Origin of the sequence: Streptococcus taonis, from assembly GCF_029948085.1 — a bacterium.
In the GTDB taxonomy this organism is placed as follows: domain Bacteria; phylum Bacillota; class Bacilli; order Lactobacillales; family Streptococcaceae; genus Streptococcus; species Streptococcus taonis.
In genome coordinates this window covers 66,147-91,498 of sequence record NZ_JARZZP010000004.1, presented here as the reverse complement: position 1 = coordinate 91,498, position 25,352 = coordinate 66,147, and the positions used below count along the sequence as shown (strand labels likewise).

Here is a 25,352-nt window from a genome sequence, read left to right as displayed (position 1 = left end):
CAGTAGCCTGCTTCTTGTTTTTAGAGAAGGAGGAGTTATGCCTGAATTACCTGAAGTCGAAACGGTTCGACGAGGTCTTGAAAAACTGATTCTAGGGAAGAAGATTGCTAGTCTTGATATTCGTTATCCTAAGATGATTAAGACAGATTTGGATCAATTTCAAAAGGAAGTGCCTGGTCAAGAAATTCAATCGATGGGGCGCCGTGGCAAGTATTTACTTTTCTTCCTGACAGACAAGGTCTTGATTTCTCATCTAAGGATGGAAGGCAAGTATTTTTATTACCCAACCAATGTTCCTGAGCGTAAGCATGCCCATGTTTTCTTCCAGTTTGAAGACGGTGGAACTTTAGTTTATGAGGATGTACGCAAATTTGGGACTATGGAACTGTTGGCGCCTGAACTCTTAGATGCTTACTTTGTATCTAAAAAGCTTGGACCAGAACCTACTGAACAGGATTTTGACTTAGAGATTTTTATAGGTGCCTTGAAGAAATCTAAAAAACCTATCAAATCGCATCTTCTCGATCAGACTTTGGTTGCTGGATTGGGAAATATCTACGTGGATGAAGTTCTCTGGAGGGCAAAGGTTCATCCCTCTAGAACTTCTAAAAGTTTAAGCGCCCAAGAGGCTAGAAAAGTCCATGATCAAACCATTGAAGTTTTGGGGCAGGCTGTTGAGAAAGGCGGGTCCACTATCCGAACCTATACCAATGCTTTTGGCGAGAATGGGACCATGCAGGACTTTCATCAAGTCTATGATAAAGCTGAACAAGCTTGTTCACGTTGTGGATCCATTATCGAAAAAATTCAACTCGGTGGTCGTGGAACCCATTTTTGCCCAAAATGTCAAAGGAGAAAGTGATGGGAAAAATTATTGGAATCACTGGTGGTATTGCATCTGGTAAGTCCACTGTCACAGAATTTTTAAGACAAAAAGGGTTTCAAGTTGTGGATGCGGATGCGCTTGTCCACCAACTTCAAAAACCTGGTGGACGACTTTTTCAGATTTTAGTAGAGCATTTCGGTGAAAAAGTCCTTCTAGAAGATGGGGAGCTGGATCGTCCATTACTTGCCAGTCTGATCTTTTCTAACTCTGATGAGAGAGAATGGTCTAAACAGACTCAAGGACAAATCATCCGTGAAGAATTGATGGTTTTGAGAGACAAGTTAGCTCAAACTGAGGACCTATTTTTCATGGATATTCCATTGCTTTTTGAACAGGACTATGCTTCATGGTTCGATGAAACTTGGTTAGTCTATGTGTCACCAGATGTTCAAATAGAACGTTTGATGAACCGTGATCAGTTATCCAAAGAGTCAGCTAAAACTCGTTTAGCTTCACAGTGGCCTTTAGAAGAAAAGAAGAAATTTGCTACTTATATATTAGACAATAATGGCAGTCGAGAGCAGCTTTTGAGTCAAGTAGTGACCTTACTTGAAGGAGGCGATGCCCATGCAAGAGATTAGTTGGAAGGATAATCTTCGTATTGCTTGGTTTGGTTGTTTTTTAACAGGAGCCAGCATTTCTCTCGTTGTTCCTTTCATGCCTATTTTTGTCGAACAGTTAGGAATTGAAGGAGATCAAGTTGCCTTTTATTCAGGTTTAGCTATATCAGTCTCAGCCATTTCTGCAGCCTTTGTATCACCAATTTGGGGTATCTTAGCAGACAAGTATGGTCGAAAACCCATGATGATTCGTGCAGGGCTAGCCATGACTATTACTATGGGAGGTCTGGCATTTGTTCCAAATGTTTTCTGGCTCTTGTTCTTACGCTTTCTTAATGGTGTTTTTACAGGTTTCGTACCCAATGCGACAGCTTTGATTGCCAGTCAAGTCCCTAAAGACAAGTCGGGGTACGCCCTAGGGACTTTATCAACTGGAGTTGTCGCTGGAACTTTAACAGGTCCATTTGTAGGTGGTTTCATTGCCGAAATTTTTGGCATTCGGAATGTCTTTTTATTGGTTGGCGGTTTCTTGTTTTTGGCAGCTATCTTAACCATTCTTTTTATCAAAGAGGACTTTCAACCAGTGCCAAAAGAAAAAGCACTCCCTACAAGAGAGCTCTTTACATCTGTCAAATATCCTTTTCTCCTGATAAATCTATTTCTAACTAGCTTTGTGATTCAATTTGCTGCCCAATCTATCGGTCCCATCCTTGCCCTGTATGTACGAGACCTTGGACAGAAAGAGAATCTTCTCTTTGTCTCTGGCTTGATTGTATCCAGTATGGGATTTTCAAGTATGATGAGCGCAGGTATCATGGGTAAATTAGGTGATAAAGTGGGCAATCATCGACTCCTTGTCGTAGCTCAGGTATATTCAGTTTTCATATATCTATTATGTGCAAATGCGACTAGCCCATTCCAATTAGGCTTCTATCGTTTTCTATTTGGTCTGGGGACAGGAGCTCTGATCCCTGGTGTCAATGCTCTCCTAAGTAAAATGACTCCCAAAGTTGGCATTTCAAGGGTATTTGCCTTTAATCAAGTCTTCTTTTATCTAGGAGGAGTGATAGGTCCCTTAGCAGGATCAGCAGTAGCGGGACAATTTGGCTATCACTCAGTATTTTATGCAACAGCTCTTTGTGTAGCTCTCAGTTGTTTATTTAACCTTATCCAATTTAGAACATTATTAAAAGTGAAGGAAATCTAGTGCGAGTAAAAATCAATCTCAAATGCTCCTCTTGTGGCAGCATCAATTATCTAACCAGTAAGAACTCCAAAACCCATCCAGACAAGATTGAGGTCTTAAAGTATTGCCCTAAAGAAAGAAAAGTGACTCTACATCTTGAATCTAAGTAGAAATTATGGTAGAATAATAGGGATTTTAAGGAGTTTGATATGTATAACCTATTATTAACCATTCTATTAGTATTATCTGTTGTGATTGTGATTGCAATTTTCATGCAACCAACTAAAAACCAATCTAGCAATGTATTTGATGCCAGTGCAGGTGATTTGTTTGAACGTAGCAAAGCGCGCGGTTTTGAAGCTGTGATGCAACGTTTGACAGGAATTTTAGTCTTTTTCTGGCTAGCCATTGCCTTAGCATTGACGGTATTATCAAGTAGATAAGAAAATAATGGGCGGGACTAGGTCTTTGCCTATTTTTATTTTTAAAAGAAATAAGGTTTTACACCAAAAAGAAATTAATATAAATCTAGAAAGTAAACATGAAAGATAAAATAAAAGAATATTTACAAGAGAAGGGGAATGTCACAGTTAATGACTTGGCCAGTGCTCTCGGGAAGGATGGTTCAAAGGACTTCCGTGAGTTAATCAAAACTCTTTCCTTGATGGAACGTAAGCACCAGATTCGCTTTGAAGAAGATGGTAGTTTAACCCTAGACCAGAAGAAAAAACAAGAGATTACCCTAAAAGGAATTTTCCATGCCCATAAAAATGGGTTCGGTTTTGTAAGTCTTGAAGGCGAAGAAGACGATCTTTTTGTTGGAAAAAGTGATGTTAATTATGCCATTGATGGTGATACTGTTGAAGTTGTCATTAAGAAAGTTGCTGACCGTAACAAAGGAACTGCTGCAGAAGCAAAGATTATCGACATCCTAGAGCACAGTCTCACGACAGTTGTCGGGCAAATTATTCTCGATGAGGAAAAGCCTAAGTATGCAGGTTATATCCGTTCTAAAAACCAAAAAATAAGTCAACCGATTTATGTGAAAAAGCCATCTCTCAAACTAGAAGGGACAGAAGTACTCAAGGTCTTTATTGACAAGTACCCAAGTAAGAAACACGACTTCTTTGTGGCGAGTGTCCTAGATGTGGTTGGACATTCAACGGATGCAGGGATTGATGTCCTTGAAGTCCTAGAGTCTATGGATATTGTCTCAGAATTTCCAGAGGCTGTTATTAAAGAAGCAGAAAGTGTACCAGATGCTCCATCAGAGAAGGATATAGAAGGACGATTGGACCTAAGAGATGAAATTACCTTTACCATAGATGGAGCAGATGCTAAGGACTTGGACGACGCAGTTCACATCAAGCCATTGAAGAATGGAAATTTTGAACTTGGAGTTCATATCGCTGACGTCTCTTACTATGTGACAGAGGGGTCTGCTCTTGACAAAGAAGCCCTCAATCGTGCGACCTCTGTCTATGTGACAGATCGTGTAGTTCCAATGCTACCAGAACGCCTTTCAAATGGCATCTGTTCTCTTAATCCTCAAGTAGATCGTTTGACCCAATCAGCTATCATGGAAATTGATAAATATGGTCGGGTTCGTAATTACACCATTACGCAGACAGTTATCAAGACAAGTTTCCGTATGACCTATAGTGATGTCAATGACATCCTAGCAGGTGATGAAGAGAAGAGACAAGAGTATAAGAAAATTGTTCCTAGTATCGAACTTATGGCCAAGCTTCATGAAATTCTTGAAGGTATGCGGATTAAGCGTGGAGCTCTCAATTTTGATACCAATGAGGCTAAAATCTTGGTTGACAAGCAAGGGAAACCAGTAGATATTGTTCTTCGTCATCGCGGTACTGCAGAACGTATGATTGAGTCCTTTATGTTGATTGCTAACGAAACAGTTGCTGAGCATTTTAGCAAGCTTGATTTACCTTTTATCTATCGTATCCATGAGGAACCTAAGGCTGAAAAAGTTCAGAAGTTTATTGATTATGCTTCAAGTTTTGGCTTGAGAATTTATGGAACTGCCAGTGAGATTAGTCAAGAAGCACTTCAAGATATTATGCGTGCCGTTGAGGGCGAGCCTTATGCGGATGTGTTATCCATGATGCTTCTGCGTTCCATGCAGCAGGCTCGTTATTCTGAGCATAACCATGGGCACTATGGCCTAGCAGCGGAATATTATACCCACTTTACCAGTCCGATTCGCCGTTATCCGGACCTCTTGGTTCATCGAATGATTCGTGACTATGGACGTTCCAAGGAAAGAGCAGAACATTTTGAACAGGTCATTCCAGAGATTGCGACTCAGTCTTCCAACCGTGAGCGCCGGGCTATCGAAGCTGAACGTGAAGTTGAAGCCATGAAAAAAGCTGAATACATGGAAGAATTTGTGGGTGAAGAGTATGATGCTGTTGTTTCCAGTATTGTTAAATTCGGTCTTTTTGTTGAATTGCCAAATACAGTTGAGGGCTTGATTCACATTACTAATTTACCTGAATTTTATCATTTCAATGAGCGTGATTTGACCCTTCGTGGAGAAAAATCGGGTACAACCTTCCGTGTAGGTCAGCAGATTCGCATTCGGGTTGAAAGAGCGGACAAGATGACGGGCGAGATTGATTTCAGCTTTATTCCAAGCGAATTTGATGTCATTGAGAAGGGGTTGAAACCGTCTGGCCGCAAGGATAGAGGTCGTCGTTCGGATAAGAAAGAAGACAAGAGAAAAACTAGCCGCTCAAATGATAAGCGTAAGCATTCTTCGAAGGACAAAAAGAAAAAAAGCAAGAAACCTTTTTACAAAGAAGTAGCAAAGAAAGGAGCTAAGCATGGCAAAGGGCGAGGGAAAGGTCGTCGCGCAAAATAAAAAGGCGCACCACGACTATACAATTGTTGATACGCTAGAAGCAGGAATGGTGCTGACAGGAACAGAAATCAAGAGCGTTCGAGCAGCTCGTATCAATCTGAAGGATGGGTTTGCCCAAGTTAAAAATGGGGAAGTTTGGCTGAGCAATGTTCATATCGCTCCTTATGAGGAGGGCAATATCTGGAATCAGGAGCCAGAACGTCGTCGTAAACTTCTCCTTCATAAAAAACAAATCCAGAAATTGGAGCAAGAAACCAAAGGGACAGGGATGACTCTGGTTCCACTTAAAGTCTACATCAAAGACGGCTATGCCAAGCTTCTTTTAGGACTTGTTAAAGGAAAACATGACTACGATAAACGTGAGTCGATCAAACGTCGTGAGCAAGATCGCGATATCGCGCGTGTTATGAAAGCAGTTAACCATCGATAGAAAGAGTGAAGTAAATGGAAAAACTAGTTGCCTATAAACGCATGCCTGTCTGGAATAAAGACACCATGCCAGAAGCTGTTCAAAGAAAACACAATACCAAGGTCGGAACTTGGGGCAAGATTACCGTATTAAAAGGGGCTCTTAAGTTTATTGAATTGACTGAGGAGGGGGAAGTTATAGCTGAGCACCTCTTTGAAGCAGGTGCTGATAATCCTATGGCGCAACCTCAAGCTTGGCACAGAGTGGAAGCTGCCACAGATGATGTAGAATGGTATCTGGAATTTTATTGTAAACCAGAGGATTATTTCCCAAAGAAATACAATACCAATCCAGTCCATTCGGAGGTTTTAGAAGCTATGCAGACGGTCAAGCCATGTAAGGCACTAGACCTAGGATGTGGTCAAGGAAGAAACGCGCTCTTTCTTGCTCAACATGGATTTGATGTCACAGCAGTGGACCAAAATGAGCTATCCCTTGAAATTTTGCAAAGCATCGTTGAGCAAGAAGATTTAGAAATGCCTGTCGGTCTCTACGATATCAATTCAGCTAGCATTGGCCAAACCTACGATTTTATCGTATCGACAGTTGTGCTCATGTTTTTACAAGCAGATCGTATTCCAGCTATTATCCAAAACATGCAGGAACAAACCTCTATCGGTGGCTATAATCTTATCGTTTGTGCCATGGACACGGAGGATTATCCTTGCTCAGTGAACTTCCCATTCACCTTTAAAGAGGGAGAATTGGCCAATTACTACAAGGATTGGGAGTTAGTGAAGTACAATGAAAACCCTGGTCATTTACACCGTCGTGATGAAAATGGCAATCGTATCCAACTACGCTTTGCGACTATGCTAGCTAAAAAGATAAAATAAATGAATAAAAGGAATAGAGAGCAGTCGTTTTCTATTCCTTATTTGTTGCCCTAATAAGAAAGGGAGTTCTCAATTTATGCTATACTAGAAGTAGAAGAGGTCGATAAAATTAAACAGAATTGTGATGCTTTTAAAACGATTCTGATCGACCACTATTCTTTCAGACTTTTTTGTCTAGGAGGTCTTAAGATGACTAGTCTTTTAATTGAACTGTACGACCGTCATACCATTGAGAAAAATGTCTACCAGGCTTTTGTCAGTGATTGTGATGAGATTTTATATCTTTCTACAAGTAAAATTGCTAAGGAAGAAAAGCTATCCTTGAAGCATTTTCTAATGGAACAAGTATCACACTTAAAACAAGTACATTTTCGACAATTTAACCTAGAAAAAACCTGCCAGGAATTAGACGTATTTATCAATGATTTCGAGACAGTGACCATTGATGTTTTTGGAGGAGACTCTTTACTAGCTCTATCTCTTTATCAGTATGCTTTGGACAGAAAGATACAACTTCTTGCAATGGATGTTGACCATGGTCTACAGTATGATTGGAAGCTTGGAAAATTGGAGAAAAAGAACCTGGTGGTCCCAACTCTATCCATCCAGCAGTTGATTGCCCTGCGTGGGGGTAAACTACTAAAGTCCAAGCAACCTTTCCATGCGCCTAAACAGATTGCTGCTATCAAAAAATTGGCAAATAGCGCCCTTTCAAAACCAGAAGAATGGTTAAAAGTAACTCAATTTTTTGCTCTAGCAAAGACAAGTAATCTTCATTCTGAAACAGGAAAAGTGCTAGAGAATAATGGGAAACGTTATTATTACCCTAAATCAATCATTTCCTTATTAACAGATGCTGACTTGCTCCATATTGAAGAGGAAACTTCTAATCGCGTTAGTTATACTTTTTCTAGCCCCGAGGCCCAACTGCTTTGTCGGAGCAAAGGCCATATTTTAGAACTCTATCTTTACCTTCTAGCACTAGAGTCAGAGTATTTTGATGAATGTATGATTGGGGCTGAAATTGATTGGAATGGTATTTTCCCTGAGGCTGATAATGTACAAAATGAGATTGATGTTGTCCTTCGTAAAGGTAGGTCCATTGTTTTTATTTCCTGTAAAATGACAGACTTATCAGTAGAGGCTATAAATGAATTAGAACTTTATGCCACCCATTTTGCCGGGGAAAGTTGTCTAAAACTAATTGTTTGTTCTGGGAAAATAAATCCAGTATACATCAATCGTTGCCATGAATACGGAGTCTTGGTCATAAAAAATGATCAGATTTCTAACATCATTCCGATGTTGGAAAAGAAACTTAAAAGAAAAAGCAGATAAAAACTCTCTCTTAAGTCGTTAAATAATCTATGAAAAGGCTGTTTTTCTCAGCCTTTTTCTTATCCTTTTCGAATAAAGTAGAAAAGGAGGTTTTATGTTTTTAGCTAGAGATGAAAAAGGGAGCCTAGTCAATGCCTTGGAGGATGAACTAGTCAAACAAGTTTATTATTGTCCAGCTTGTGGAACAAGTGTTCGCATGAGAAAAGGAAAAAATGTGCGTGCACATTTTGCTCATGAAAGTCTCAAAAAATGTGATTTTTTTCATGAAAATGAAGGACCAGAACATCTGGAAAACAAGAAACGTTTATTTTATTGGGCTAAGGAGAATGATGAAGTTGAAATGGAATATCCCATACCTGAACTGAAGCAAATCGCAGATATCTTTATCAATAAGCAACTAGCTCTAGAAATCCAGTGCAGTCCCATTTCTTGTGACCTTTTGAGGGATAGGAGCAATGGTTATCGAAGGTTGGGACTTCAAGTTCTTTGGCTACTGGGAGAAAAGCTCTGGCTAAGAGAGCGTCTAACTAAACTTCAGAGAGATTTTCTTTACTTTAGTAATAATATGGGCTTTTATGTTTGGGAGTTAGACCATAAACAACAGGTTTTGAGACTCAAGTACCTACTCCACCAAGATTTGAAAGGGAAACTCCATTATCAAGTCAAGGAATTTTCTTATGACAAAGGAAATCTTCTAGAAATATTACGGACTCCTTATCAGCAACAAAATATTATCACTTTTTCGGTTGAACAAGATAAGAACATTTGTCGTTACATTCAAAAACAACTCTACTATCAAACTCCTTATTGGATGAAGCAACAAGCTCAGGCATACTTGAGAGGGGAGAACCTTTTGAATCTGAAGACTCAGGACTGGTATCCCCAATTAAGGCCGATAGAAAACGATTCTTTTTGTCAAATTAAACAGGATATTAGTGATTATTATCGCAACTTTAGAATTTATTATCAGAAAAATCCTCAAACAGAGTTACAAAAGCTCTATCCACCTGCCTTTTATCAGCAATATTTCTTAAAAAATGTGGTAAAATAGAAAGGATGGAGGAATCTTATGGTATTACAACGAAATGAAATAAATGAAAAAGACAAATGGGATCTATCAACGATCTTTGCTACTGATCAGGCTTGGGAAGATGCCCTCAACCAACTGTCAGAGGAAGTGGAAACAGTTGACCAATATGTAGGTCATCTTTTAGACAGTGCTCAGAGCTTGCTTGAAATCACTGAACGTTCTCTAGAGTTAGAACGCCAGTTGGAGAAGCTTTATGTCTATGCGCATATGAAAAATGACCAAGACACGCGCGAAGCTAAGTATCAAGAATACTATGCTAAGGCTATGACGCTTTATAGCCAGCTTGATCAGGTACTTTCTTTCTACGAGCCAGAGTTTATGGAGATTACTGAGGAACAAATGACTGCTTTTTTGGCTGCTGAACCTAAACTTGAGCTTTATAAACACTTTTTTGATCAGCTCTTACAAAAGAAAAATCATGTTCTTTCACAGCGTGAAGAAGAATTGCTTGCAGGAGCCAGTGAAATCTTTGGGTCGGCAAGTGAAACCTTTGCTATTCTAGACAATGCTGACCTTACTTTCCCTTACGTTTTGGATGACGAAGATAATGAAGTGCAGCTCTCTCACGGAACCTACGTACGTTTGATGGAATCAAAAAATCGTGAAGTACGTCGTTGTGCCTATGAAGCACTTTATGCTACTTACGAGCAGTTCCAGCACACCTATGCTAAGACTCTACAGACCAATGTCAAAGTCCAAAACTACCGTGCTAAAGTTCGCAATTATGAGAGTGCTCGTCAGGCTGCTCTTGCGGCTAACTTTGTACCAGAAAGTGTCTATGACAATTTAGTGTCAGCAGTTCGCAAACACTTGCCACTCTTACATCGTTATCTTGCACTACGTTCAAAAATCTTGGGTATTCCAGACCTCAAGATGTATGATGTCTATACACCACTGTCTTCAGTAGACTACAGCTTTACTTACGATGAAGCCTTGAAGAAGGCAGAAGAAGCTTTGGCAGTTCTTGGTGATGATTACTTGAGTCGAGTTAAACGTGCCTTTAGCGAACGTTGGATAGATGTGTATGAAAACCAAGGCAAGCGTTCAGGTGCATACTCTGGTGGTTCCTACGATACAAATGCCTTCATGCTTCTTAACTGGCAGGATAACTTAGACAATCTCTTTACTCTTGTACATGAGACTGGTCACAGTATGCACTCTAGCTATACTCGTGAAACCCAGCCATACGTTTATGGAGACTATTCAATTTTCTTAGCAGAAATTGCTTCAACAACTAATGAGAATATCCTAACAGAAAAACTGTTAGAAGAAGTTCAAGATGATGCAACTCGCTTTGCAATCTTAAACAACTTCCTAGATGGCTTCCGTGGTACAGTCTTCCGTCAAACTCAGTTTGCTGAATTTGAGCATGCCATCCACCAAGCTGACCAAAATGGAGAAGTTTTGACTAGTGAGTTCTTAAATGAGCTTTATGCTGACTTGAACGAAACTTACTATGGTTTGAGTAAAGAAGACAATCCTGAAATTCAATATGAATGGGCCCGTATTCCACATTTCTACTACAACTACTATGTGTATCAATATTCAACAGGTTTTGCAGCAGCTTCAGCCTTGGCTGAAAAGATTGTACATGGTAGCCAAGAAGATCGTGATCGCTATATCGATTACCTCAAAGCAGGGAAGTCAGACTATCCACTTAATGTCATGAGAAAAGCAGGCGTTGATATGGAGAAGGAAGACTACCTCAACGATGCCTTTGCTGTCTTTGAACGCCGTTTAGATGAGTTTGAAGCTCTTGTTGAAAAATTAGGATTGGCATAAGGCAGATGGTAAAGTCTTATAGCAAAAATGCCAATCACAATATGCGTCGTCCTGTTGTCAAGCATGAGATTGTTGAGTTTATGCGCCACAGACAAAAGCAGGTGACTGGCTCACTCAAGGAATTAGAGAAGTTCGCCCGCAAGGAAAATATTCCCATCATTCCTCATGAAACGGTTGCTTATTTCCGCTTTCTCATGGAAACCTTGCAACCGAAAAAAATCTTGGAGATTGGCACAGCAATTGGCTTTTCTGCTCTCCTTATGGCAGAGCATTCACCTAATTCAAAAATTACCACTATTGACCGAAATCCTGAGATGATTGGTTTTGCCAAGGAGAATTTTGCCAAATTTGATCAACGCAAACAAATCACTCTCTTAGAAGGTGATGCGGTAGATGTCCTGTCAACGTTAACTGAGACCTATGATTTTGTATTTATGGATTCTGCCAAGTCCAAATACATCATCTTTCTACCAGAAATCCTCAAACGTTTGGAAGTTGGGGGAGTGGTAGTCTTGGATGATATTTTCCAGGGTGGTGATGTGGCCAAGGATATCATGGAAGTACGTCGGGGTCAACGAACCATCTATCGTGGCTTGCAACGACTCTTTGATGCAACCTTAGATAATCCTGGCTTAACCGCTAGCTTGGTTCCACTTGGAGATGGGATTCTTATGCTAAGAAAGAATCAAGCAGAAGTAGAACTTCCTGATATTGATTGATTTCAGATATTTTTAAGACAATTTGGTAAAATAGATAAGGTAAACCTTTATTTAGTATACAAAAGGAGTAAACATGAAGAAAAAACTAATGGCAGGAGCCATCACATTGTTGTCAGTAGCTACTTTGGCTGCTTGTTCAAACAGTTCTGAAGGAACTGACTTGATTAGCATGAAAGGCGATGTTATTACTGAGCATCAATTCTTTGAAGAAGTCAAAAATAATGCGACTGCTCAACAAGTCTTGCTGAATATGACCATTCAAAAAGTTTTTGAAAAACAATATGGTTCAGAAGTAAGTGATAAAGAAGTAGATGATGCAGTTGCAGAAGAACAAAAGAAATACGGTGATAGCTATCAAACGATTCTCGCCCGTTCAGGTATGACTGCAGAAAGCCGTAAAGCTCAAATTCGTACAAGTAAATTAGTTGAGTATGCTGTTAAGAAAGCTGCTGAAGCTGAATTAACAGATGAAAACTATAAAAAAGCTTTTGAAGAGTATACTCCAGAAGTAACGGCTCAAATTATTAAACTTGACAGTGAAGATAAGGCTAAGGAAGTTCTTGCCAAAGCAAAAGAGTCTGGAGCTGACTTTGCACAACTTGCAAAAGACAATTCTACAGACGAAAAGACAAAAGAAAATGGTGGAGAAATCACCTTTGACTCTGCATCAACAGAATTACCAGACGTAGTTAAGAAAGCAGCTTTTGCGCTTGATGTCAACGGAATTTCAGATGTCATCACTGCTCCAGGAACTCAAGCTTATACAAGTAGTTTCTACATTGTTAAGTTGACGAAGAAGTCAGAAAAATCTTCAAACTTGGATGATTATAAAGAAAAACTTAAAACAATCATTTTGACTCAAAAACAAAATGATGCAACCTTTGTTCAAGGTGTTATTAGTAAAGAATTACAAGATGCCAACATTAAAGTTAAAGATCAGGCCTTCCAAAATATCTTTACACAATACATCAAAGGCGAAACAACTTCTGACAGCAGCAGTAGCGCCTCAAACTAATCATAACCACCCGTCAAACGGGTGGTTTGTACCAGGGCTATAAGCCCAAATTACCAGCCAGCGCCTAAAGACGCTGGCTTTCACGTTGTTCAAGCCTCATTGCTCTTGACTCGTCACTTGCCTCTTAAAGAGGCGTGAGTATTACTTGCCACTATCCCTAAAGGGATTCTCATATTCTTTTACACTTAATTTATCTAGTGCTATATCATGCTTTTCCTGATCTGGTATGTATTTCCTTATCGTGGCTTCATTAAGCCCTACTGTACTCACATAATAACCTTCTGCCCAGAAATGCCGATTCCCAAACTTGTACTTGAGGTTGGCGTGTTTGTCAAACATCATGAGTGCACTTTTACCTTTTAAATAACCCATAAAACTCGAAACACTTATCCTTGGTGGAATACTTACTAACATATGTACATGGTCTGGCATTAAGTGACCCTCGATAATTTCAACTCCTTTATAACTACACAAGCGATGAAATATTTCACCTAAACTACTCCGATATTGATTATAGATCACTTTTCGTCTATACTTAGGGGTGAACACAATGTGATACTTACAGTGCCACTTTGTGTGTGATAAACTATGAGACTTTTGTACCATGGTTTTCTCCTTTCGCTTTACAATTGGCTTGAACATCTTTATTGTATCGCGTTTGGAGTTTTTTTGGTATAACCTTCGACGCGCACCCGAATAGCGGGTGGTTTATTTGTCTCGCACCTCACGGAGCGAGACGGACTAATAGTCACATAATAAAAAAACTATCTATCTTTCTTTTTTAGAAAGTAGATAGTTTTTTTCTATTGGACTTCTTTCAGAATTAGCAGTAGTGCATCTAGTACACGAGATCTTTGTTCTGTAGGAAGAAGTTTCAATTCGTCAATCAGACGGGATATTTTGGGGTCTTCTTCTTTCAGTTGGATATCAAAGAAAGTGTCTAAATCTACTTCTAATGCTTCCATGACTTTTTCTAGAGTTTGAATCTTTAAGTTTGTTGATAGATTTTCTAATTTGTAAACATAATTTGTTCCTAAGTCAGCCATTTCCTCTAATTGTTCTTGGGTATATCCTCTTTCTATTCTGAGTAAACGGATGCGTTTAGAAATGTAGTCTTGCAAATTACTTTTATTTTTGACCATGTAGTACCTCGCTACTTACATGATACAGTCAAACGACTGCATTTTTTAGACTTTAAATAGTTACATTTTAATAAAATGACTTTAAAAAGTTGTACATTGTGGTATAATGAAGGTATAAAAAAATAAAAAGGGGAAACCTATGAAAAAAGAATTGATTGCTTTGACTGCCATAGCAGCAACGGGCCTTGCAACAACTGTAAGTGCAAATGAGGTAGCTGAACCCAATGTAGATAATGCAGGTGGTGTTCGTACTGCTCAAACTGAGCCAGCGTTTAACATTACTGATGCTAAAAACGAACCAGCTTTGGTTGAAAAAGAAACACCAAAACCAGTAGAAGTGAAAACTCCTACTAAGGAAGAAGTTGCTGAACTTGGTGCTACTGCTAAACAAACCCAAGAAGATGCCGATAAGGCTAAAGAGGTTTTGGATCGAGCTAATGAAACTTCTGACAAAGCAGAAAAGAAAGTCGCTGACTTGAAACAAGCTAAAGACGATGCTCAAAAAGAGGCTGACAAAGCAACTCCTGAAGCGATTCAAAATGCAGAGAAGAAAGTGGAAACTGCTAAAGCAAAAGTTCAAGTAAAAGAAGAGGCTTTAAATTCTGCCCAGTCTTTAAAAGCAGAATCTGATGAAGCTGTATCTAATCAAGAAAAAATAGTTGAAGGTAAGAAAGAAGAAATTGAAAAACTTCAATCAGCTGTTTTAGAAGCTAAAAATAATGTACAGCTGAAACAAAATATTTTAGATGGGACTAAAATATCTGAAGAGAAAAAATCAGCTGAGGAAGCTTTAGAACAAGAAACAGCTAATGTTAAAAGACTAAGTGATGAATTAGCAAAAGCAGAGATTGAAGATGAAAAACATAGTCAAAAGATAAAAAATGCTGAAAATGACTTAGCTGAAGCTATAACAAAAGTTTCAACATCTAATCAATCAATTTCTAGCGCGAGCGAAAAAGTAAAGCAAACTCAGTCTGAGCTAATCAAAGCGCAAGAAAATTTAGCAAACCAAAATCCTAAAAATACAATTAAGTTAACTGATAGTTTTGTTGAAGTTTGGAAGGAACTTGCTGATAAACATTACCCATACAATTACGAAACTCAAAAAGAACTATTTGAAAAATATAAAGCAGAGCAATCTGAAAAATTGAAAAAAATTGCTTCAGAAAGTGAAGCGTTGAATCAATATAAATCAAACGAGCAGGATAAAGATAGAGCAATAGACTTTGAAAAAACGACAAGAGAACAGAGGGAAGAGTTGTCACTTTTTGCTAATGATTTATATAATCAAGTTCGTAAACAAATTGGTGCATCTGAAGCAGTAGTGACGAAAGGTATGATTGATTTATCAGAAGGTTTTTCTGATTTTGGTAAGTATAGTGATTTTGTAATAAATTCTCAGAGTTTCGCATTTTATACAGTTAGCAATAAAACTAAAACCATATCAAATATGGATGAAGCTAAAAGACTTATATATGAAGGATTTAAACGTTTTTTATTTGATTATAATTATTATACTCCTTACTATGATTCGTCAACTCAATCCCAAGGGGTTGCATCTAATTATGTTCTTGGAGAAAAAAATAAAAAATTATATTTTGCTTTATGGCCCTATTTATATTCGGGTGAGATCGGTTTCGCTTGGAGCACATTGAGAGCTGATTTAGTAGAAGGTATACCAAATTTTGATAAAACTGTAATTAAACCTTCAAACTCAACTCAATCTAATACAGTAAGCAATGAATCTGCATTGACTGCGGTAAAGACCGCAGAAGCTAACTATACTAAAGCGAAGGTAGACTTGGAAAAAGCAGAATCAGAATATAAGGAACATTTATTGATTCAAAAAGATATTCAGAACAGGCTAGAACTTCTAAAGTCAACTCCATTTAAAGCATCTTTAGTAAAGGCTGAACTTGCTAAAGCTCAAAAACTTCAGATTGAAGCTCAAAAACGACTTGCATTGGCTCAAAAAGCACAAGATGAAGTTATGACTGATATTAAGTTTAAACAAGAGAATTTAGATAAAGCAAAACAAGAGCTAGTTGATAAAGAGAATGCATTAAAACTTGGGAAAGATAAGTTACAACAAGAAGAGGCTGAACTTACTAAGTTACAAGCTGATGTAAGTGCGAAAGCACAAGCGGTATCTACTGCTAAGAAAGCACTTCAAGATGCACAAGAAGAAGTTAAACTAGCCGAAAAAGAGCTTGCAGACCTTAACGGTGCGCACACTCGTTTGAAAGAAGCGCAAGCAGAGCTTGAAAAAGCCGAAGCAGAGCTTAAAGATGCTTACAAAGCACAAAACGAAGCTAAAGTAGACTACGAAGTTAAGAGCCTTGCAGCAGGTCAAGCTAAGACTACTTATGAAACTGCCAAAGCGAAGTTTGAAGAAGCAGAAGCCAAACGCTTGGCTGCACTCGCAGAAGAAAAACGTAAAGAGCTAGAAAAAGCAGGCTACCAACCAGTACCAGTTGTTGATGGTAAAGGGAATGTGGTTGATTACAAAGCAGAGAAAGTAACGGTAGGAACTAAAGACGATAAAACATATCAAGCTCCTGCAAAAGCTACAAATGCAAAAGCAGAGCCTAAGAAACAACTTCCAAATACTGGAACGAAAGAATCGAATCTCCTCGCATTGCTTGGAGCAAGTGTTGGACTACTTGCTTTAGCAGGAAAACGAAAATATAGATAAAATAGAAAGGGCGTTACTGCCCTTTTTATGCTATATTTGAGTAAAATTCGAATGTTTATACTGTAAGAGTTTTTTTCTAGGCTAAAAAATGGTATAATAGTATGTAAAACTAGAAATAATAAGGGAAAATAAAAATATTTTTCCGAAAGATAGGTGACATATGAAAATAAGTAAAAGGCACCTGCTGAATTATTCCATTTTGATTCCTTATTTACTGTTATCCGTTTTAGGATTGATAGTAGTTTATTCGACAACTAGTGCGACCCTTATTCAGGAAGGAAAGAGTGCATTATATCTAGTGCGAAATCAGGGGATTTTCTGGATAGCCAGTTTATTCTTAATAGCCTTAATCTATAAATTAAAATTAGGATTTCTCCGTAATGAGCGCTTGCTCTTTATCGTCATGTTTGTCGAGCTGATACTTCTAGCTCTGGCACGGTTAATAGGTAGTCCCATCAACGGTGCCTATGGCTGGATCAAGGTTGGTCCCATCACGATTCAACCAGCAGAGTATCTAAAGATTATTATCATTTGGTACTTGGCTCAGCGTTTTTCAAAACAACAAGATGAGATAGCAGTTTATGACTTCCAAGTTTTAACCCTCAATCAGTGGTTGCCAAGAGCCTTTAATGATTGGCGTTTTGTCCTCTTGGTCATGATTGGTAGTTTGGCAATCTTCCCTGACCTTGGAAATGCAACCATCTTGATTTTAGTATCCTTGCTCATGTATACCATCAGTGGAATAGCTTATCGGTGGTTCACAACTATTCTGGGCTTACTAGCTGGTGTTTCTATGATTTCCTTAACAGCCATTCGCTTTATCGGTGTTGAAAAATTCTCAAAGATTCCTGTCTTTGGTTATGTTGCCAAGCGTTTCAGTGCTTTTTTCAACCCCTTTAATGACCTAGCAGGATCTGGACATCAGTTAGCCAATTCTTATTATGCAATGGTTAACGGTGGCTGGTTTGGTCTTGGTTTAGGAAATTCCATTGAAAAACGAGGTTATCTACCAGAAGCCCATACAGACTTTGTCTTTTCGATTGTGATAGAGGAGTTTGGATTTGTAGGAGCTAGTCTTATTTTGGCTCTTCTATTCTTCTTGATTCTTCGTATTATTTTGGTTGGTATTCGAGCGAGAGATCCTTTCAACTCAATGGTGGCAATTGGTATTGGTGGAATGATTCTGATACAGGTATTTGTTAACATTGGCGGTATATCAGGCTTGATCCCTTCAACAGGGGTAACCTTCCCCTTCCTATCGCAAGGAGGAAACAGTCTCTTGGTCCTATCAGTAGCCATCGCTTTTGTGTTGAATATTGATGCCAGTGAAAAACGTGCCAAACTCTATCGCGAATTAGAAGCGCAACTCTAAGACATAATATAACAAGGAGAAAAAAATGTCTCTTCAAAAGTTAGAAAATTATAGTAACAAAACGGTCGTACAAGAAGAAGTTCAAATCTTGACAGATATGCTGGAAGATATCACAAAAAATATGCTTCCTGCTGAAACCTTTGATAAGATTATGCACTTGAAGGAACTTTCTTCAAAACTTGACTATCAAGGGCTAGATAAAGTAGTAACAGGTCTTTCAAATGATGAGATGGTCTACATTTCTAGATACTTCTCTATTTTGCCTCTTTTAATTAACATCTCAGAAGATGTTGACTTGGCTTATGAGATTAACCATCTAAATAATGTCGATCAAGACTATCTAGGTAAATTGTCAACAACTATTAAAATGGTGGCTGAAAAAGAAAACGCTGCTGAAATCCTTGAACACTTGAACGTGGTGCCAGTTTTGACAGCCCATCCTACTCAGGTACAACGTAAGAGTATGTTGGACTTGACCACTCACATCCATACTCTTTTGCGTAAATATCGTGATGTGAGAATGGGGCTCATTAACAAGGAAAAATGGCATAATGATCTTCGTCGCTATATTGAAATCATCATGCAGACAGATATGATTCGTGAGAAGAAACTAAAAGTAACCAACGAAATCACTAATGTGATGGAGTACTACAATAGTTCCTTCCTACAGGCTGTTCCTAACTTGATGCTAGAGTACAAACGTCTAGCGAAAGAGCAAGGAATTGATCTTAAACAAGCAAAACCTATTACTATGGGAATGTGGATTGGTGGAGACCGTGATGGAAATCCTTTTGTAACTGCTGAGACACTTCTGCGTTCTGCTACCATTCAAAGTGAAGTGATCTTGAACTACTATATTAGCAAGATTTCTAGTCTCTATCGTACCTTCTCTCTCTCGACTAATTTATCAAAAACTAGTAAAGCTGTTGAAGAAATGGCTGCTCAGTCTGGAGATACATCAGTCTTTCGTGAGAAAGAACCCTATCGCCGCGCCTTTCATTTGATTCAATCCAAATTGATTCAAACACTCTTGAATTTAAAAGAATGGTCTGTTGTTGGCTCGTCAGCTGATGAACGTCATCCTGTTGAACGTCTTCTAGGTACTCAAGGACATCAACAAGGAGTGATTACAGACTATATTAGTAATCGACTTTCAGGAGCTATTCAAGAGCTGGCTGAAGATCGTCCACCATTTTACGAAACAGTCGAAGAGTTTAAGCAAGATCTATACATTATTAAGGACTCATTACTTGAAAACAAGGCAGAGGCCTTACTCACAGGTGAATTTGCAGAACTTTTAGAAGCTGTAGAAGTCTTTGGTTTCTTCTTGGCTTCCATCGACATGCGTCAAGATTCAAGCGTCCACGAAGCCTGTGTAGCAGAATTGTTGGCATCTGCTGGAATCAATGACCACTATAGTGATTTATCAGAAGATGAAAAATGTGAATTGCTTTTGCATGAATTATTAGAAGATCCTCGAATCTTGTCTGCAACTCATGCTGAGAAGTCTGAACTTCTCGAAAAAGAATTAGCTATTTTCAAAACGGCACGTGAATTAAAAGACCGTTTAGGAGAAGATGTCATTCGTCAAACGATTATCTCTCATGCAACCAGCGTGTCAGATATGCTTGAGTTGGCTATCATGCTTAAAGAAGTTGGTCTGGTAGATGCTGAAAAAGCGCGTGTTCAGATTGTACCACTCTTTGAGACGATTGAGGACTTGGACCATTCTGAAGAAACAATGAGAAAGTATTTCTCTCTACCACTTGCTAAGAAATGGATTGCTTCTAAAAACAATTACCAAGAAATCATGCTTGGCTACTCTGATAGTAATAAGGATGGCGGTTATCTATCATCTTGTTGGACACTCTATAAGGCCCAACAACAATTGACTGCTATTGGTGATGAATTTGGAGTCAAAGTAACCTTCTTCCATGGTCGTGGTGGTACCGTTGGCCGTGGTGGTGGCCCTACTTATGATGCCATTGCTTCTCAACCACTCAAGTCTATCAAGGATCGTATCCGTTTGACAGAGCAAGGAGAAGTTATCGGAAACAAATACGGAAACAAGGATGCAGCTTACTATAACCTTGAAATGTTGGTTTCAGCAGCTATCAACCGTATGATCACCAAGAAGAAGAGTGATACCAATACGTCAAATCGTTATGAAGCAATCATGGATCAAGTAGTAGAACGTAGCTACGATATTTATCGTGAACTTGTATTTGGAAATGAACATTTCTATGATTATTTCTTTGAATCTAGTCCAATCAAGGCTATTTCAAGTTTCAATATTGGTTCTCGTCCAGCAGCTCGTAAAACAATTACCGAAATCGGTGGTCTACGTGCTATTCCTTGGGTATTCTCATGGTCACAAAGTCGTGTTATGTTCCCAGGTTGGTATGGAGTTGGTTCAAGCTTCAAGGAATTTATTGACCAAGATCCAAAAAATATTGAATTCCTTCGTGATATGTATCAAAATTGGCCATTCTTCCAGTCACTCCTATCTAATGTTGATATGGTCTTGTCCAAATCAAATATGAACATCGCCTTTGAGTACGCTAAACTGTGTGAAAGTGAAGAAGTACAAGCAATCTACTATACTATCTTGGATGAATGGCAGTTGACTAAGGACGTTATCTTGGCTATTGAAGGCCATGAGGAGCTGTTGGCAGAAAATACTTATTTGAAAGACAGTCTCAACTACCGCATGCCTTATTTCAATATCCTTAACTATATTCAGTTGGAATTGATTAAGCGTCAACGTCGTGGTGAGCTATCTTCAGATGAAGAACGATTGATCCATACAACTATCAACGGAATTGCTACAGGATTACGTAATTCAGGTTGATATAAGCTCCATTTTCCAAAAACCGTAGGAATTTTCGTAATTTTTTAAAATATTTTATGAAAACCCTTGACAAGTTTTAGTAAAATGATATAATTTAAGCATTCAGAAAGTAATCATTGAAATTTTTTAGAGAGTCTGTGGTTGGTGGAAACAGATAGGTGAAAGTGATGAAAATTGGGCTGAATGTTATTAAGAATTTGAAATCATAAGAATTCGGTGAGCACACCTTACAGTGCAACTCGTTTTAGCGAGTAAGAGCGATAGGACTAGTTCCTATAATTGAGGTGGCACCGCGCATCGACGTCCTCACACAAGTTTTTTGTGTGAGGACTTTTTCTATGGGGAGGAAAAAATTATGGAAATCAAACGATGGCGTCGCTTGAATAAGTGATTGAATAAAAAATAATAAGTTAAGAAGAAATAAGGAGAAAATTATGAAAAACAAACGTCTACTCGGTATTATCGTAGCATTAGCACTTGTAGTTGGAGGAAGCTTGGTATATTCTAGCTTAACGAAACAAGAAACTAAAACTGAGACAGCTAATAAAACAGCTAAGGTTGGTGTTCTTCAGTTTGTAAGCCACCCATCGCTTGACTTGATCTACCAAGGTATCCAAGATGGACTTGCTGAAGAAGGTTATAAAGGTGACCAAGTCAAAATCGACTTTATGAACTCAGAAGGTGACCAAAGTAAGGTTGCGACAATGAGTAAACAATTGGTGGCAAATGGAAATGATGTCGTTGTCGGTATTGCAACACCAGCAGCTCAAGGTCTTGCAAGTGCAACAAAAGACCTTCCTGTTATCATGGCAGCTATCACAGACCCAATTGGTGCTAACCTTGTACAAAACTTGGAAAAACCAGGTGGGAACATCACTGGGGTGTCTGACCACAACCCTGCTGAACAACAAGTTGAATTGATCAAAACATTGACTCCTGATGTCAAGACGGTTGGAGCGCTTTATTCAAGTAGCGAAGATAACTCAAAATCACAAGTTGAAGAATTCAAAGCCTACGCTGAAAAAGCTGGTTTGAAAGTAGAAACATTTGCAGTTCCATCAACTAACGAAATTGCTTCAACAGTGAACGTTATGACTGGTAAAGTAGATGCAATCTGGGTTCCAATCGATAACACAATCGCATCTGCATTCTCAACTGTAGTATCAAGTAACCAAACAGCTAAAAAACCAATCTACCCAAGTGCGACTGCCATGGTAGAAGCTGGAGGTTTGGCATCAGTCGTTGTTGACCAACACGATCTTGGTGTTGCTACTGGTAAAATGATTGCCAAAGTCTTGAAGGGTGAAAAACCTGCAGATACACCAGTCAATGTCTTCTCAACTGGTAAATCAGTGATCAACAAAAAAGTTGCTCAAGAACTTGGAATCACTATTCCTGAATCAGTTCTCAAAGAAGCTGGTCAAGTAATCGAATAAGAATAAAGGAGGAGTTGGAGACATCTCCTCCAATTTTTAGAATAAAGGAAACGAATCAAACATGCTAATATCTATTATTTCACAGGGATTGGTCTGGGCTATCCTAGGTTTAGGAATCTTTATGACCTTTCGTATCCTGAACTTTCCAGATATGACAACGGAGGGCTCTTTCCCCTTGGGAGGAGCTGTAGCAGTTACTCTAATTACCCAAGGAGTTAATCCTTTTCTTGCGACTTTAGCGGCTGTAGGAGCAGGGTGTCTTGCTGGTTTAGCAGCGGGGTTATTATATACCAAAGGGAAAATTCCAACTCTTCTATCAGGAATTTTAGTCATGACTTCTTGTCATTCTATCATGCTTATGATTATGGGACGGGCTAACCTTGGGCTCTTAGGAACAAAACAAATCCAGGATGTTCTTCCATTCTCATCAGAGGTTAATCAATTACTGACAGGTTTAATCTTTGTGACTTTGGTTATCCTTCTCATGCTTTTCTTCCTAGATACCAAACTTGGACAGGCCTATATCGCTACAGGGGATAATCCAGACATGGCTCGTAGTTTTGGTATCAATACAGGACGTATGGAGCTTATGGGCTTGGTCTTGTCAAATGGTGTAATCGCACTTGCTGGCGCACTTATCGCTCAACAAGAAGGTTATGCGGATGTCTCTCGTGGTATCGGTGTTATCGTTGTTGGTCTTGCCAGCTTGATTATCGGTGAGGTTCTCTTTAAGAGTCTTACTCTAGCAGAACGCTTGGTTACTATTGTAGTTGGTTCCATCAGTTATCAATTCTTGGTATGGGGAGTCATTGCTCTCGGCTTTAATACTAGCTACCTCCGTCTATACAGTGCCCTTATCCTAGCAACTTGTCTAGTCATTCCAACTCTTAAGGATAAATACTTGAAAGGAGTCAAGTTAAGCAAATGACAGCAATTGTAGAATTAAAAAATGCCACAAAAATTGTGACAAATGGCTTTGACGAAGAAAAGATTATTCTAAACGATGTTTCACTTGATATTTATGAACATGACTTCATTACAATCTTGGGTGGAAATGGTGCAGGCAAGTCAACCCTATTTAATAGTATTGCGGGAACTTTACCTTTAACCAGCGGTAGTATCCGCATCATGGGTGAGGATGTGACTCATTTCAGCCCAGAAAAGCGTGCCAAATACCTTTCTCGTGTCTTCCAAGATCCAAAAATGGGAACAGCCCCTCGTATGACCGTTGCAGAAAATCTCTTGATTGCTAAGTTTCGTGGAGAAAAACGTGGTCTCTTTCCAAGAAAACTCTCCGCTTACAAGGAAGAATTTCAAGCAACTATTGAGAAGGTTGGAAATGGACTAGAGAAACACTTGGATACACCGATTGAATTCTTGTCAGGTGGACAAAGACAGGCCTTGAGTCTCTTAATGGCAACATTAAAACGTCCAGAACTCCTTTTGTTGGATGAACATACAGCAGCCCTTGACCCTAAAACAAGTGTGGCCTTGATGGAATTGACAGATGACTTCGTCAGCAAGGACCATCTGACTGCTCTGATGATTACCCACCATATGGAAGATGCTCTCAAGTATGGAAATCGCTTGATTGTTATGAAAGATGGACAAATCATCCAAGATTTGAATAAGGATGAAAAAGCCAAGATGAAGATTTCTGATTACTATCAACTTTTTGAGTAGATAATTTTTAAATCAAGTATCCTTAAAAACTTAGAAGTAGGCTTTTGCTTCTAAGTTTTTTGTATTAAAAGGAGATTATCTAAAAATGGTCTGGATTCCACCGTCTAAGATTTTATAGTATAATGATTATAAGGAAAATGTTGCTAAAGATAAAAAACTTATAAAAAAGTGTTTTGCGTCTAAATTTTATCTTGTCTCTAAAATAAGGTATTTAAAATGTATTTTTACTTTGTAAAGTATATAAGTTCTAGGTAAGGAAAAAGTCATGAAAAAAATTTTAAAAATTGTACTCATAATTGTAGTAGGTTTTCTAACTTTGTTCGGTCTATATCGTGTCTATCAAAAGAATTATTATAAGGGAGTGTATGAATCTTTAAGTAATGTCTTTTTAGAAATGAACTATGCAGAGATAAATAGTGGTGTTTTACCTGGACTTGCTGATTTTAGTAAAGCCGTTGACGGGAGTCAATCGTTTAGAGATCCAGACTGGATAATTTCCATAGGACTTGATGCAGGCTTGTCTGAAAATGAAAGTTTAAAAGTGATTGTAGGTTTTGAAGAAACTTTTATTATTGAATACCAGCAACTATTATCTGATGGGAGATATCTATTTATTAGATACAATTATAAGAATAAAAATCTTAACCCAACTATCGAAATTTCGGATTCTAAAAGTTCACTGGCATACTACTTAGCTGGGTATAATATAAGAAATAAGGATAGCGGGGAGATAAATTTGGAGTCGTATTTTAAGAGAGCGGGCACTGTGGAAAAACCAAATTTTTACTTAACTAATCCCAACGAAGCACTAGAGTATTTAAAGCCTTATGGGATTGATGAAGCTTGGATTAAAGAAAAATCCCACTTCATGCTCTATGATGTCGTTCTAGAACGCTGGTTCAAAAATGGTAGTCAACGCTACTCAGTTGATAATCTTGGGGATGTAGAGATTGTGTCTCTAAGTTTTTCTGAATAGGATGATACCCAAGCAATGGAGATGTAAAAAGAGAAGAATAATGTTGTTTATCAGTTTCTCCAAGATTTAAGTAAGGAAAAAGGTAGATGAAAAAAATTTTAAAAATCGTACTCATAACTGTAGTAGGTTTTCTAACTTTGTTTAGTCTAGATCGTGTCTATCAAAAGAATTATTATAAGGGAGTGTATGAATCTTTAAGTAATGTCTTTTTAGAAATGAACTATGCAGAGATAAATAGTGGTATTTTACCTGGTCTCGCTGATTTTAGTAAAGCTGTTGACGGAAGTCAGTCGTTTAGAGATCCAGATTGGATAATTCCCATAGGACTTGATGCAGGCTTGTCTGAAAATGAAAGTTTAAAAGTGATTGTAGGTTTTGAAGAAACTTTTATTATTGAATACCAGCAACTATTATCTGATGGGAGATATCTTT

Annotated in this window: 23 protein-coding genes and 1 other annotated feature; of the genes, 21 read left to right on the top strand and 2 right to left on the bottom strand. The window is 38.4% G+C overall.

All coding sequences use genetic code 11. The features are described from left to right. Nucleotides 1–37 precede the first annotated feature (37 nt). From mutM to prsA, 13 genes are all read left to right on the top strand, one after another. The gene (mutM, locus tag QEZ38_RS02960; protein WP_281334981.1) at nt 38–862 is read left to right on the top strand and encodes a DNA-formamidopyrimidine glycosylase; all 825 of its coding nucleotides are present in this window, start codon (nt 38–40) and stop codon (nt 860–862) included. Then, nucleotides 862–1,467: a dephospho-CoA kinase gene (gene coaE / locus QEZ38_RS02955; protein WP_281334980.1), complete on the top strand. Its 606-nt coding sequence runs from the start codon at nt 862–864 to the stop codon at nt 1,465–1,467. Before mutM ends, coaE begins: the two co-directional genes overlap by 1 nt. After that, nucleotides 1,454–2,653 (top strand): multidrug efflux MFS transporter PmrA, encoded by a 1,200-nt coding sequence (pmrA, locus tag QEZ38_RS02950; RefSeq protein WP_281334979.1) that lies wholly within the window; start codon nt 1,454–1,456, stop codon nt 2,651–2,653. The genes coaE and pmrA overlap by 14 nt, the downstream gene beginning before the upstream one ends. Then, nucleotides 2,653–2,802, top strand: coding sequence for a 50S ribosomal protein L33 (gene rpmG / locus QEZ38_RS02945; protein WP_001809104.1), 150 nt, complete (start codon nt 2,653–2,655; stop codon nt 2,800–2,802). The genes pmrA and rpmG overlap by 1 nt, the downstream gene beginning before the upstream one ends. 39 nt (nt 2,803–2,841) lie before the next feature. Further along, entirely contained in the window at nt 2,842–3,075 is a 234-nt protein-coding gene (gene secG / locus QEZ38_RS02940; RefSeq protein ID WP_000282514.1) for a preprotein translocase subunit SecG, read from the top strand. 98 nt (nt 3,076–3,173) lie between these two features. Further along, complete coding sequence (gene rnr / locus QEZ38_RS02935) at nt 3,174–5,516, top strand: ribonuclease R (RefSeq protein WP_281334978.1); 2,343 nt, start codon at nt 3,174–3,176, stop codon at nt 5,514–5,516. Beyond that, on the top strand, nt 5,479–5,946 hold the full coding sequence (smpB, locus tag QEZ38_RS02930) for an SsrA-binding protein SmpB (RefSeq protein WP_281334977.1): 468 nt from the start codon (nt 5,479–5,481) through the stop codon (nt 5,944–5,946). Before rnr ends, smpB begins: the two co-directional genes overlap by 38 nt. A gap of 14 nt (nt 5,947–5,960) precedes the next feature. Further along, nucleotides 5,961–6,821 carry an SAM-dependent methyltransferase TehB gene (gene tehB / locus QEZ38_RS02925; RefSeq protein ID WP_281334976.1) on the top strand — a complete coding sequence of 287 codons (861 nt, stop codon included), beginning with the start codon at nt 5,961–5,963 and terminating at the stop codon, nt 6,819–6,821. Nucleotides 6,822–7,010: 189 nt separating this feature from the next. Then, nucleotides 7,011–8,159: a hypothetical protein gene (locus tag QEZ38_RS02920; protein ID WP_281334975.1), complete on the top strand. Its 1,149-nt coding sequence runs from the start codon at nt 7,011–7,013 to the stop codon at nt 8,157–8,159. Between the two features lie 94 nt (nt 8,160–8,253). Further along, nucleotides 8,254–9,210 (top strand): competence protein CoiA, encoded by a 957-nt coding sequence (locus tag QEZ38_RS02915; protein WP_281334974.1) that lies wholly within the window; start codon nt 8,254–8,256, stop codon nt 9,208–9,210. A gap of 18 nt (nt 9,211–9,228) precedes the next feature. Continuing rightward, nucleotides 9,229–11,031 carry an oligoendopeptidase F gene (gene pepF, locus QEZ38_RS02910; protein ID WP_281334973.1) on the top strand — a complete coding sequence of 601 codons (1,803 nt, stop codon included), beginning with the start codon at nt 9,229–9,231 and terminating at the stop codon, nt 11,029–11,031. 5 nt (nt 11,032–11,036) lie between these two features. Then, nucleotides 11,037–11,750 carry an O-methyltransferase gene (locus QEZ38_RS02905; protein ID WP_281334972.1) on the top strand — a complete coding sequence of 238 codons (714 nt, stop codon included), beginning with the start codon at nt 11,037–11,039 and terminating at the stop codon, nt 11,748–11,750. 73 nt (nt 11,751–11,823) lie between these two features. Then, entirely contained in the window at nt 11,824–12,765 is a 942-nt protein-coding gene (gene prsA, locus QEZ38_RS02900; protein ID WP_000728085.1) for a peptidylprolyl isomerase PrsA, read from the top strand. Between the two features lie 141 nt (nt 12,766–12,906). On the opposite strand, the gene tnpA is transcribed toward prsA, so the two are convergent. Both tnpA and QEZ38_RS02890 read right to left on the bottom strand, forming a co-directional pair. Further along, entirely contained in the window at nt 12,907–13,371 is a 465-nt protein-coding gene (tnpA, locus tag QEZ38_RS02895) for an IS200/IS605 family transposase (protein WP_281334971.1), read from the bottom strand. Between the two features lie 197 nt (nt 13,372–13,568). Next, a complete protein-coding gene (locus tag QEZ38_RS02890) occupies nt 13,569–13,907 on the bottom strand; it encodes a helix-turn-helix domain-containing protein (protein WP_153224722.1) in 339 nt (112 codons plus the stop codon). 139 nt (nt 13,908–14,046) lie between these two features. Between QEZ38_RS02890 and QEZ38_RS02885 the strand changes: the two genes are divergently transcribed. The 8 genes from QEZ38_RS02885 to QEZ38_RS02850 form a co-directional block, all read left to right on the top strand. Continuing rightward, nucleotides 14,047–16,602, top strand: coding sequence for an SEC10/PgrA surface exclusion domain-containing protein (locus QEZ38_RS02885; RefSeq protein WP_281334970.1), 2,556 nt, complete (start codon nt 14,047–14,049; stop codon nt 16,600–16,602). 160 nt (nt 16,603–16,762) lie between these two features. Continuing rightward, nucleotides 16,763–17,974, top strand: a complete 1,212-nt coding sequence (ftsW, locus tag QEZ38_RS02880; protein WP_281334969.1) for a cell division peptidoglycan polymerase FtsW — start codon at nt 16,763–16,765, stop codon at nt 17,972–17,974. A 25-nt stretch (nt 17,975–17,999) separates the two neighbouring features. After that, nucleotides 18,000–20,825 (top strand): phosphoenolpyruvate carboxylase, encoded by a 2,826-nt coding sequence (gene ppc, locus QEZ38_RS02875; RefSeq protein ID WP_281334968.1) that lies wholly within the window; start codon nt 18,000–18,002, stop codon nt 20,823–20,825. A gap of 94 nt (nt 20,826–20,919) precedes the next feature. After that, nucleotides 20,920–21,136, top strand: a binding site (T-box leader). Nucleotides 21,137–21,259: 123 nt separating this feature from the next. After that, on the top strand, nt 21,260–22,261 hold the full coding sequence (gene trpX / locus QEZ38_RS02870; RefSeq protein WP_000792189.1) for a tryptophan ABC transporter substrate-binding protein: 1,002 nt from the start codon (nt 21,260–21,262) through the stop codon (nt 22,259–22,261). Nucleotides 22,262–22,322: 61 nt separating this feature from the next. After that, nucleotides 22,323–23,189, top strand: a complete 867-nt coding sequence (locus QEZ38_RS02865) for an ABC transporter permease (protein ID WP_281334967.1) — start codon at nt 22,323–22,325, stop codon at nt 23,187–23,189. Continuing rightward, nucleotides 23,186–23,944: an ABC transporter ATP-binding protein gene (locus QEZ38_RS02860; protein WP_153224719.1), complete on the top strand. Its 759-nt coding sequence runs from the start codon at nt 23,186–23,188 to the stop codon at nt 23,942–23,944. The genes QEZ38_RS02865 and QEZ38_RS02860 overlap by 4 nt, the downstream gene beginning before the upstream one ends. Nucleotides 23,945–24,209: 265 nt before the next feature. Then, complete coding sequence (locus tag QEZ38_RS02855) at nt 24,210–24,920, top strand: TipC family immunity protein (protein WP_153224718.1); 711 nt, start codon at nt 24,210–24,212, stop codon at nt 24,918–24,920. Between the two features lie 86 nt (nt 24,921–25,006). After that, a partial coding sequence (locus QEZ38_RS02850) for a TipC family immunity protein (protein WP_281334966.1) occupies nt 25,007–25,352 on the top strand: 346 nt, incomplete at its 3' end.